General features: G+C 66.0%; 7 protein-coding genes, 1 pseudogene and 1 riboswitch. Of the genes and pseudogenes, 6 read left to right on the top strand and 2 right to left on the bottom strand.

All coding sequences use genetic code 11. The features are described 5' to 3' along the window. Positions 1-25: 25 nt before the first annotated feature. Positions 26-223, bottom strand: coding sequence for a DUF1674 domain-containing protein (locus tag IVB18_RS00280; protein ID WP_247987364.1), 198 nt, complete (start codon positions 221-223; stop codon positions 26-28). A 186-nt stretch (positions 224-409) separates the two neighbouring features. Between IVB18_RS00280 and IVB18_RS00275 the strand changes: the two genes are divergently transcribed. The 4 genes and pseudogenes from IVB18_RS00275 to IVB18_RS00260 all read left to right on the top strand — a co-directional run bounded on the left by IVB18_RS00275 (position 410) and on the right by IVB18_RS00260 (position 6,639). Beyond that, positions 410-1,756 (top strand): transcription antitermination factor NusB, encoded by a 1,347-nt coding sequence (locus IVB18_RS00275; protein ID WP_247987363.1) that lies wholly within the window; start codon positions 410-412, stop codon positions 1,754-1,756. Between the two features lie 157 nt (positions 1,757-1,913). Further along, positions 1,914-3,632, top strand: a complete 1,719-nt coding sequence (locus IVB18_RS00270) for a heparinase II/III family protein (RefSeq protein WP_247991926.1) — start codon at positions 1,914-1,916, stop codon at positions 3,630-3,632. A 59-nt stretch (positions 3,633-3,691) separates the two neighbouring features. Beyond that, positions 3,692-3,773: riboswitch (ZMP/ZTP riboswitch) on the top strand. A gap of 25 nt (positions 3,774-3,798) precedes the next feature. Further along, a complete protein-coding gene (gene purH / locus IVB18_RS00265) occupies positions 3,799-5,391 on the top strand; it encodes a bifunctional phosphoribosylaminoimidazolecarboxamide formyltransferase/IMP cyclohydrolase (RefSeq protein ID WP_247987362.1) in 1,593 nt (530 codons plus the stop codon). Positions 5,392-5,599: 208 nt separating this feature from the next. Then, positions 5,600-6,639 (top strand): annotated as a pseudogene (locus IVB18_RS00260) (IS110 family transposase). A 291-nt stretch (positions 6,640-6,930) separates the two neighbouring features. On the opposite strand, the gene IVB18_RS00255 reads toward IVB18_RS00260, so the two are convergent. Then, a complete protein-coding gene (locus IVB18_RS00255; protein WP_247987361.1) occupies positions 6,931-8,319 on the bottom strand; it encodes an MFS transporter in 1,389 nt (462 codons plus the stop codon). 101 nt (positions 8,320-8,420) lie between these two features. On the opposite strand from IVB18_RS00255, the gene ggt reads away from it, so the two are divergent. Together ggt and IVB18_RS00245 are read left to right on the top strand one after the other, a co-directional pair. After that, positions 8,421-10,172 carry a gamma-glutamyltransferase gene (gene ggt, locus IVB18_RS00250; protein ID WP_247987360.1) on the top strand — a complete coding sequence of 584 codons (1,752 nt, stop codon included), beginning with the start codon at positions 8,421-8,423 and terminating at the stop codon, positions 10,170-10,172. Positions 10,173-10,266: 94 nt separating this feature from the next. After that, entirely contained in the window at positions 10,267-11,565 is a 1,299-nt protein-coding gene (locus tag IVB18_RS00245; protein ID WP_247987359.1) for an MFS transporter, read from the top strand. The last annotated feature ends 29 nt before the right edge of the window (positions 11,566-11,594 follow it).

Here is an 11,594-nt window from a genome sequence, read left to right as displayed (position 1 = left end):
CCGACTCGGTCGGCCAGCAGAGGGCTCAAAAGTCGGAGGCGATGCCCTTGCGCTCCCAGTCACCGTAGCGGGTTGGCTCCGGTCCCTTCGGTCCCTGAAGCTCCTTCGGTGCCGCCTTGGCTTGGGCCGCGGCAGCCTCTCGCCGCGCCTCGGCTTCGGCGAGCGCACGCTGGGCGGCCGGCGGCAATGGCTTGCGATCGGGAACGGGAGGCTGGTCACTCATTGTCCGCCTTTCTAGCGCAGGACGACCCGCCGCGCGACGTCCAATAACGCATTTCCTAAGTTCGTTCCGGGGGGATGAAAAAGCCGGAGGCCATTCTTACATTCGGCATATTCGCGTGCCACAGCTGGGCTGTTAAGGCATGCGCCCCTTCGGCGGAACTGCCGCTCGCTAAGAACCTTAAGCCGCATGCCATCTCAACGTTTCGCTCCTCCGTCCGAAGTGCCCGGTCTCGCGGCACGGCGGATCGCCGCCGACATCGTCGACGGTGTGCTGCACAAGCGCCGCACGCTCGACGAACAGCTCGATGGCGCCGGCGCCCATCCCGGACTGAAGACGCTCGCCGACCGCGACCGCGCGCTGATGCGGCGCCTGGTTGCGACCATCCTGCGCCGGCTGGGCACGCTCGGCCACGTGCTCTCTCGCCTGCTCGACAAGGGCATTCCATCTGATGCGCCGCGTGCGCAGAGCGCGCTTCTGATCGGCGCCGCCCAGATTCTCTGGATGGACGTACCCGACCACGCCGCCGTCGACCTCTCCGTTCGCCTCGTGCAATCCGACCGCCGCGCCGCGCGCTATGCCGGCCTCGTCAACGCCGTGCTGCGCCGTTGCGCGCGTGAGGGCAAGGCGCTGGTGGAGGAGGTTGCCGCGCAGTCGCTGGACCTGCCGCCCTGGCTGCTCGCGCGCTGGAGCGCGCATTACGGCGAGACAGTCGCAAGGGATATGGCACTCGCGCTCGGCCACGAGCCTTCGCTCGATCTGACCGTGAAGTCGGACGCCACGCAATGGGCGAGCCGGCTGCATGGCGAGGTGCTGCCGACCGGATCGGTGCGCACCGTGCTGCACGGCGCGGTGACCATGCTGCCCGGCTTCGCCGAGGGACAATGGTGGGTGCAGGACGCCGCCGCCGCGCTGCCGGCCCGGCTGTTCGGCGACATCGCCGGCAAATCGATCGCCGATCTCTGCGCCGCCCCCGGCGGCAAGACCGCGCAACTGGCGCAGGCCGGCGCGCATGTCACGGCGATCGACCGCTCGCCCGCCCGGGTGGCGCGGCTGCGCGAAAATCTGGCGCGCTTGTCGCTCCAGGCCGAGACTGTCGTCGCCGACGCCGTGGAATGGGCCGGCCCGGCGGACGGCCTCGACGGTATCCTGATCGATGCGCCCTGCACCTCGACCGGCACGATTCGTCGTCACCCCGACGTGGCGTGGCTCCGGCAGGAGTCCGACATCGCCGCGCTGACCACGCTCCAGCAGCGGCTGCTGCAAAAATCCGTCTCGCTGCTCAAGCCGGGCGGAACGCTGGTCTACTGCACCTGTTCGCTGGAACCCGAAGAGGGCGAGCAGGCCATCGCCGCGCTGCTGGCCGCAGAGCCTGCGCTTCGGCGAGTGCCGATCGAAGCGTCCGAGGTCTCAGGGCTCTCCGAGATCATCACTTCCGACGGCGACCTGCGCACCCTGCCCAGCCATCTGCCGAACGCCGATCCAAAGCTCGGCGGGCTCGACGGATTCTTCGCGGCCCGGCTCGTTAAATCCTGATTTTGCACCGGATTTTGCTGCCGCGACGCTGATTCGCGTCCTTTCAAGGTGGTGTCAGACGGCCGTTTTTGGGATTAATAAGGATTCGTCGGAATCCTCTCCCCCTACAAGGCAAGGCGTGTCGGTCGCTCAACGCAGACGTATCTCGACGCTGGTCATGAACCGCTTCGCGCGGAACATGCTCGCGCGCGCGAGCGGCGGCTCCGTGGCCCTGTCGCGGGTCTGGCCGGGCCGCACCGACCGGCTGATAATCGCACCGCACGATCTGCGCACGGCGGACGCGACTCGCGCCGCCGAGATCTATGCCGGCCGCTTCGTCTTCGCCGGCAAGATCGTCAACTGCCACGGACGCTCGATCTTCGATCTCGAGCCGCCGTCGGAGGATTGGGAAGTCGCGCTGCTCGGGTTCGGCTGGCTGCGACACTTGCGCGCCGCCGATACCGCGCTGACGCGGGCGAATGCGCGCGCACTGGTCGAGGACTGGATCGCCAACCCCGCCAACAAGCGCCGTCCCGTCGCACGCCGCGCCGACGTGCTGGCGCGGCGCGTGATCTCGCTGCTGTCGCAGGCGCCGCTGGTGCTCAACGACACCGACAACAAGTTCTACCGCCGCTATCTGCGCGCGCTGGCGCGCGAGATCCGCTTCCTCCGCTACACCATGCTCAACATCCCCGACGGGGTGCCGAAGCTCCAGGTGCTGATCGCGCTGTGCTACACGGCACTGTGCCTCGCCAACCAGGCGAAGCACATCCGCAGTGCCTCGAAAAAGCTCTCGGACGAGCTGCAGCGGCAGATCCTGCCCGACGGCGGCCACATCTCACGCAACCCGGGCGCGCTGATCGAGCTCCTGATCGACCTGCTGCCGTTGCGGCAGACCTTTGCCGCGCGCAACATCGCGCCGCCGCCCGCACTTCTCAACGCGATCGACCGCATGATGCCGATGCTGCGCTTCTTCCGGCACGGCGACGGCAATTTCGCGCTGTTCAACGGCATGAGCGCAACGCCTTCGGACCTGCTCGCCACGCTGCTCGCCTATGACGACACCCACGGCGCGCCGATGGCGAACATGCCGCATACCGGCTTCCAGCGTCTCGACGCCGGCCAGACCACGCTGATCATCGACACCGGCCCGCCGCCGCCGGCGGGCGTCAGCCACGACGCCCATGCCGGTTGCCTGTCGTTCGAACTATCCTCCGGCATCAGCCGCATCGTCACCAATTGCGGCATGCCGACGACGGGGCGCGACAACTGGCGGCCGTTCGCGCGCGGGACGCCTGCGCATTCGACGCTAACCTATCACGACACTTCATTCTGCCAGTTCGTCGAGATGTCGGCGATAAAGCGGCTGCTGCATGGCGCGCTCGTCGTCAGCGGGCCCGTCGAGGTCGAGAGCTATCGCGAGATCGTGCAGAACGGCACGCTGCTCACGACGTCGCATGACGGCTACATGGCCAAGTTCGGTGCGATCCATCGTCGCGTGCTGATGGTCGCCAATGACGGCGCGCGGATCGACGGCGAGGACACGCTGTCGCCGCCACAAGGCGCGCGGCTCAAGGGCAGTGATGCCGATTTCGCGCTGCGCTTCCATCTGCATCCGGCGGTGAAGGCGAGCCGGCTGTCGGACGCCCGCGGCGTCATGCTGGTGCTGCCCAACCGCGACGTCTGGACCTTCGAGGCGCTCGACGACAAGGTCGATCTCGAGGACAGCGTGTTCCTGGCGGGAAATGACGGGCCCCGCCGCACCGCGCAGATCGTGATCCGGCAGGACGCCCGCCAGGCGCCCTCGATCCGCTGGAGCTTTGTGCGCTCGACCGCCTCGCCGACCGTCACCAATGCCCGCCGCAACGCCCGGCGCGAGCCGGAACTTCCGCTGTAAACCGGTGCGGGTTGGTCATATCTAGTCGTTGAGAACAGCGCGAAAAGCTGCTATCGAGCGCTCGCTCGCGCAACTGGCGACCTTGGATGGAGCACCATCGGGAAGCGCGGGACATAGCTGCCGCGCGCCTGGGCATAGACACTCCTTAAGACAGAGGATCTTGCTCATGACTGACCATCCCCGCCGCGTCACCCGCGCTCTGCTTTCTGTTTCCGACAAAGCCGGCCTGATCGAATTCGCCCAGGCGCTTGGCGCCCATGGCGTCGAGCTGGTCTCGACCGGCGGCACCGCCAAGGCGATCGCCGCCGCCGGCCTCAAGGTAAAAGACGTCTCCGAGCTGACCGGCTTTCCCGAGATGATGGACGGCCGCGTCAAGACACTGCATCCGAAGGTACATGGCGGCCTGCTCGCGATTCGCGACAATGCCGAACATGCCTCGGCGATGAAGACGCATGGCATCGCGCCGATCGATCTTCTTGTCGTCAACCTCTATCCGTTCGAAGCGACGGTCGAGAAGGGCGCAGGCTTCGAGGATTGCATCGAGAACATCGACATCGGCGGCCCCGCGATGATCCGCGCCGCCGCGAAGAACCATGACGACGTTGCCGTCGTTGTCGAGGCGCAGGACTATCAGGCCGTGCTCGATGAGCTCGCCGCAAACAAGGGCGCGACGACGCTTGGCTTGCGCCGGCGGCTCGCTGCAAAGGCCTATGCGCGTACCGCGGCCTATGATGCCGCAATCTCGAACTGGTTCAACCGGCAGCTCGAGATCGACGCGCCTGACTTCCGCGCCTTCGGCGGCAAATTGATCCAGTCGCTGCGCTACGGCGAGAACCCGCACCAGACCGCGGCATTCTATGCGACGCCCGACAAACGTCCGGGCGTCTCCACCGCACGGCAGTTGCAGGGCAAGGAGCTCTCCTACAACAACATCAACGACACCGATGCGGCCTATGAATGCATCGGCGAGTTCGACGCGAAACGCACCGCTGCCTGCGTCATCGTCAAGCACGCCAACCCCTGCGGCGTCGCGGAGGGCTCCGACCTCGTCAACGCCTATCGAAAGGCGCTGGCCTGCGATTCCACCTCCGCTTATGGTGGCATCATTGCGATGAACCGCCCGCTCGACGCCGACACCGCGCGCGAGATCACAAAAATCTTCACCGAAGTGATCATCGCCCCCGACGCCAGCGAGGAAGCGATCGCCATCATCGGTGCGCGCAAGAATCTGCGCCTGCTGCTTGCAGGCAGCCTGCCCGATCCGCGTGCGCCGGGCCTGACCGCCAAGACGGTCGCGGGCGGCCTTCTCGTGCAGAGCCGCGACAACGCCGTGGTCGACGACATGACTTTCAAGGTCGTGACCAGGCGTGCGCCGACGGATGCGGAGATGCGCGACCTGAAATTCGCGTTCCGCGTCGCAAAGCACGTCAAGTCCAACACCATCATCTACGCCAAGGATCTCGCCACCGTCGGCATCGGCGCAGGCCAGATGAGCCGGGTGGATTCAGCGCGGATCGCGGCGCGAAAAGCCCAGGATGCAGCCAACGAGCTGAAGCTCGCCGCGCCCCTCACCAAGGGCTCGGTCGTGGCGTCGGATGCGTTCTTCCCGTTCGCCGACGGCATGCTCGCCTGCATCGAAGCCGGCGCCACCGCCGTGGTGCAGCCCGGCGGCTCAATGCGCGACGATGAGGTGATCAAGGCCGCCGACGAACACGGCATCGCCATGGTGTTCACGGGGACGCGGCACTTCAGGCACTAAGCGCTAAACTCTCCACGGGTCGTCCCGGCCTAGTGCGCAATTGCGCACGGGGGGCCGGGACCCATACCCCACAGGGAGCAGTTTGACGAAGACTCGGAGAGGGAATCTCGCGCGGTAACTCCTTCATGGGGTTGATGGGGTGGACGGCCCCCTACGGCATCAGTGTGCCAGAATGAGGTTGTCAGAAACTCATTCGCAGGAGCCGCCCGTGAACCAGATTATCCGCATTGGAATGGATACGTCGAAGTATATTTTCGTGCTGCATGGGGTTGATGCGGCGGAGCAGCCGGTCTTGCGCAAGAAGCTGTCGCGCAAGCAGGTGGCGGAGTTCTTCGCCAAGTTGCCGCCGACCGTGATCGGGATGGAGGCCTGCGGGGCTTCGCAACATTGGGCGCGGGAGCTTCGCCAGCTCGGCCACGAGGTGAAGCTGATGGCGCCGCAACTGGTGAAGCCCTACGTGTCGCGGAACAAGAACGACGGGCGGGACGCGGAAGGGCTTTGCGAGGCGATGAGCCGACCGACCATGCGGTTCGTGCCGGTGAAGAGCGCCGAGCAGCAAGCCGCATTGATGCTGACGGGCATCCGCGACGGGCTGATCGCCCGGCGCACTCAGCTGACCAATACGATCCGCGGCCATGCGGCGGAGTTTGGCCTGATTGCGCCCAAGGGGCTGGACAAGATCGAGCCGTTGCTGGCGCAGATTGCGCAGGACGAGACGCTTCCTGTCCTGGCGCGCGAGCTGTTTGTCGTGCTGGGCCGCGAATGCGCCAAGCTCGAGAGCGAGCTGGAGGCGATCGAAGCCAGGCTGATGCCTGGCACCGTGGCGATGCCATGGGCCGGCGTTTGGCGCAGATCCCCTCGGTCGGTCCGATCGTTGCCACCGCGCTGGTGATGAAGACGCCGGATCCGCGGGCGTTCCGCTCCGGTCGTCACTTTGCGGCCTGGGTGGGATTGACGCCCAAGGACCATTCCACTGCCGGCAAGACCAGGCTTGGCAAGATCACCCGGGCGGGCGACGAGGACTTGAGGCGGCTGCTCGTGATCGGGGCCACGGCCGTGATCCAGCAGGCCCGACGAGGCCGCGGCCAACACTCACGTTGGCTGCTGGCGCTGATTGCGCGCAAGCCGCCGAAGCTTGCGGCCGTGGCGCTCGCCAACAAGGTGGCCCGCATCGCCTGGAAGCTCATGGTGACGGGAGAGAGTTACGATGCGGCGCGGTTGAATGCCGCTGCGGCAGGGGCCGCCTAACAGATTGGCCGACCGGCGGGCTCGCTCGCCGGCCGACCCGGAGCTGCAGGAGCAGATGGAGCGATCGATCGAGCAACGATGCGAGACATTCCGTGGGACCCATTGGCCGCCAGCAGGTCGCCGGGTTGTTTGGAACCCGCATCGCGCAAACCATCTTGGCCAGCGATCTAATCCATCGCACTCAACAGGCCGGACATATGGATGCAAGCGATCCGATCTCTCAAAAAGCTCTTGTGCCACGGGGGCCGTCCACATATGGGTCCCGGCCTTCGCCGGGACGACGGCGGAGTTTTATTCTTCCCTCACCCGCGCCAACAATCCCAGGCCCGCGACGAAGAACACCACCAGCACGGCCATGCCGACCTTCTGGCTCGCGGTTACAGCCGTGATCACGCCGATCAGCAGCGGACCGATGAAGGACGTCACCTTTCCGGTCAGCGCGAACAGACCAAAATACTGCGCGATGCGATCCTTCGGCGCGAGGCGAATCAGGAGCGTTCGCGAGGCAGCCTGGAGCGGGCCGCCGGCCGCACCGATCAGGCAGCCCAGCACGAGATAGGCGCGCTCGGCCGCTCCAGCGAAGAGCGCGCCGCCCGGTACGGGAGGAGCGACCTTGATGAAGAAAATCGAATCCTTGTCGACCAGCAGAATCGCTGCGAGCGACAGCAGCAGGATCAGCATGCTGCCCGTGATCACGCGCTTCGGCCCGAGAGAATCGTCGAGCTTGCCACCGAGCCAAGCACCGAAGGTGCCCGCGATCGCCAGCATGATGCCGAAAGTACCGATCTGGATCGTGTGCCAGCCGAAAGTACCGGCGGCATAGATGCCGCCGAAAGCAAACAGCGACACCAATCCGTCGGTGTAGATCATGTTGGCGAGCAGAAACGCTGCGAGCGACTTTTGCTTCGGCAACTCACCCAGCGATCGCTTCAAATCCGACAGGCCCTCGCGCAGCGCCTTACGCACGGGGCGTTTGGCCGGATAGTCCGGCGTGAACAGGAACATCGGTGTCACGAAGATGATGAACCACAACCCCGTCAGCGGTCCGGTGATGCGATCGCCCTGGTGGGTTGCGGGATCGAGCCCGAACAGCGGCGTGAAACCAAGCAGCGTGCGCCCGGTCTCGGGATTGGCGGCGAGGAAGCCGAGCACGATGCTCAGGCTGGTGATGCCGCCGACATAGCCGGTGGCCCAGCCGTTGCCCGAGAGCCGCCCGATCCGCTCCGGCGGCACAAGCGTCGGCATCATCGCATTGTTGAACACGGTCGCGAACTCCGCGCCGACGCTGGCGAGCGCAAAGGCGGTGAGCAGCGGCGGAATGATGCCGGGGTCGCCGGGCTTGCCGATCCACATCGCGCTGGAGCCGAGCACCAGGATCGCGCCGAACGTCGCGATCCACGGCTTGCGCTGGCCGGACGCGTCGGCAATGGCGCCAAGCACCGGCGACAGCAGCGCAATGACCAGGCCGGCCGCGGCGGCTGCAAAGCCCCACAACGACTGCCCCGTGGCGGGATCGGGCGCGATGCTGGTCGCGAAATAGGGGGCGAACACGAAGGTCGTGATCAACGTGAAATAGGGCTGCGCAGCCCAATCAAAGAAGATCCAGCTGATGACGGCAGCGCGCGGCGGATAGGTCCGTTCCGTGCCGGCCAGGCGCGCGTCCGAGGCGATCGTCGTCATCATTCATTTCCCATCACAAACAGTTTTGCCTCTGTTGGCGCAAACCGTATAGCATTATAGCGACGCGTGTGAATTGGCCGGAGGGCCACGGCGGAAGTTTGATGATGTCGTCATTTTCGACACGGCGGACGTTTTTCGCATTCATTGCGACTCTGGCGTTTGGTCTCGCGCCTGCCACTGCGCAGGAGGCACGGCGGGCCTATGTTCCACCGGCACTCGACACGGTGCACGCGGTCGCCGCCGAGCACGGCATGGTGGTGGCGCAGGAAAAGATATCTGCGCAGGTGGGCGCCGATATCCTGCGGCGAGGCGGCAGTGCCGTCGATGCCGCGGTCGCGACCAGCTTCGCGATGGCCGTGACCTATCCGCGCGCCGGCAATATCGGCGGCGGCGGCTTCATGGTGATCCATTCGGCCGAGCGGAACGAAGACATCGCAATTGATTATCGCGAGACCGCGCCGGCGGCAACGACGACGCAGATCTTCCTCGGACCCGACGGCAAACCCGACGCCGCGAAGTCGCGCGATTCCGCGCTCGGCATCGGCGTGCCCGGCACGGTGGCGGGACTGGCTCTGGCATTGGAGAAATATGGCTCGGGCCAGTTCACGCTGGCGCAACTGCTCGAGCCCGCAATCGCGCTCGCCCGCGACGGGTTCGTGGTCAGCGACGACATGGCCGACAGCTTGCCGGGTTGGCACCGGCGTCTCGCGCGTTGGCCCTCCACGGCCAGAGTTTTTTCACGGCCGGACGGCACGTCGCTCGGCGAAGGAGATCGGCTGGTGCAGAGCGACCTCGCGGAAACGCTGTCGATCGTAGCCAGGCAAGGTCCGCGCGGCTTCTATGAGGGGCCGGTCGCAGACAAGCTCGCCAAGGCCGTCTCCGACGCCGGCGGCATCATGACATCGGCGGATCTGAAAGCGTATCGAGCGGTGACCCGCGCGCCCGTGCGCGGCAGCTATCGCGGCTATGACATCGTCTCAATGCCGTTGCCCTCGTCCGGCGGGGTCGTGTTGGTGGAGACCCTCAACATTCTCGAAGGCTTTCAGCTCGCGCAGCTGAAACAGGGTTCGCCGGCGTCGCTGCATCTTCTCATCGAAGCCATGAAGCGCGCCTATGCCGACCGCGCGCGCTATCTCGGCGACCCCGCTTTCGTCAAGGCGCCGATCGAGACGCTCACCGCAAAGGACTATGCCACCAAGCTGCGCGCAACCATCTCCACCGATCGCGCCACGCCGTCGAGCCAGCTGACCGCCGCCGCGACTTCGCCGCGCGAAGGCAGCAACACCACGCATTTCTCCGTCGTCGACAGCCGCGGCAATGCCGTCAGCAACACCTACACGCTGAACTTCAGCTATGGCGTCGGCCTCGTCGCCAACGGCACTGGCGTACTGCTCAACAACGAGCTCGACGATTTCACCGCGGCGGTTGGCGCCGCCAATGCTTACGGCCTCGTTGGCTTCGAGCCCAATCTGCCCGGGCCCGGCAAGCGGCCGCTGTCGTCGATGTCGCCGACCATCGTGCTGAAGGACGGCAAGCCGGTGCTGGTGACGGGCTCGCCCGGTGGCAGCCGCATCATCTCGACCGTGCTCCAGGTGATCGTCAACGTCCTCGACTACAAGATGGACGTTGCGGCCGCCGTTGCGGCACCGCGGCTGCATCACCAATGGCTGCCGGACGAGGTGCGCGTCGAGCGCGGCTTTCCCGACGATGTCCTGTTCGATCTGAAGGCGATGGACCACCTCATCGTCGAACCGATGGGACAGACTTCCGCCAATTCGATCGCGGTGACCGCCAATGGGCCGCTCGGCGCGCCTGATCCACGCACGCGGGGTGCGGAAGCAGCGGGACAGTAACTCTGCCCCTGCATAGCGCCGCGGCCCGCGCCGCTTGCACAGGCCGCCGCGCGTGCTACCACCGCCCGGCCAAAGAAACTGCCGGGAAACGCACATGAGCACAGCCGATCCGACCGAGCGCATCGAACGCGCCGAGATCGAAGACACCAGCCTTCTCGCCTTCTATCGCGACATGAACACGCCGGAGCGGCGGACGTTCTGGGCCTGCGCGGCGGGCTGGGCGCTCGACGGCATGGACTTCATGATCTATCCGCTGGTGATCGGCACCATCATCGCGCTGTGGAAGGTCGACGCCGGCTCGGCGGGCCTTGCCGGCACCGTGACGCTGCTGGCCTCCGCCATCGGAGGTTGGCTCGGCGGCTATCTCTCCGACCACATCGGCCGGGTCAGGACGCTCCAGATCACCATCATCTGGTTCTCGTTCTTCTCGCTGGTTTGCGCAGTCGTGCAGAATTTCGAGCAGCTTCTGATCGCGCGTGCCGTGCTCGGCCTGGGCTTCGGCGGCGAATGGGCCGCAGGTGCGGTGCTGATGGGCGAGGCGATCCGGCCGCAATATCGCGGACGCGCGGTCGGCTCGGTGCAGTCGGGCTGGGCGGTCGGCTGGGGCCTCGCGGTGCTATCGCAGGCGATCCTGTTCTCGGCTTTGCCGGCGGAGACGGCGTGGCGCTGGATGTTCGTGATCGGCGCGCTGCCGGCGCTGCTGGTGTTCTACATCCGCCGCTCCGTCACCGAGCCGGAGATCTCGGCTGCGACCCGCGCCAAGCAGGCCGCGAGCGGCGATCGCCCGGCACTTTGGGAGATTTTCTCAGGCCCGATCCTGAAGACCACGATCCTGGCCTCGCTGATGGCGACGGGCTGCCAGGGCGGCTATTACGCGATCACGTTCTGGGTGCCGCAATTCCTGACCAAGGAGCGGCATCTGTCGATCGTTGGCTCGACCGGCTACCTCTCGACGCTGATCATCGGCTCCTTCATCGGTTATCTCGTCGGTGCCTGGCTCGCCGACCGCATCGGTCGGCGCAATCTGTTCCTGACGTTCTCGCTCGGCGCCATCGCGGTGGTGCTGCTCTATACGCAGCTGCCGCTGACCAACGAGATCCTTTGGCTGCTCGGCTTTCCGCTCGGCTTCTTCGCCTCGGGCTATTTCTCCGGCATCGGAGCGTTCCTGACCGAGCTGTATCCGACGCGGTTGCGCGGCTCAGGCCAGGGCTTTTGCTACAATTTCGGCCGCGGCATCGGCGCGCTGTTTCCTTATCTGGTCGGTGCGCTGTCGGCGTCGACGTCGCTCGCCAACGCGATCGCGATATTTGCGGTCGTCGCGTACGCAGTGTTCTTCATCGCCGCGTTCGCATTGCCAGAGACGAAGGGCCGCGTGCTGCACGCTGATGGTTAGGGCGACTTGATGCTGTCATTCCGGGGCGA

Source organism: Bradyrhizobium sp. 186, assembly GCF_023101685.1.
Classification (GTDB): domain Bacteria; phylum Pseudomonadota; class Alphaproteobacteria; order Rhizobiales; family Xanthobacteraceae; genus Bradyrhizobium.
Note: the sequence above shows the minus strand (reverse complement) of the source record. Positions and strands in the feature narration are given on the sequence as shown.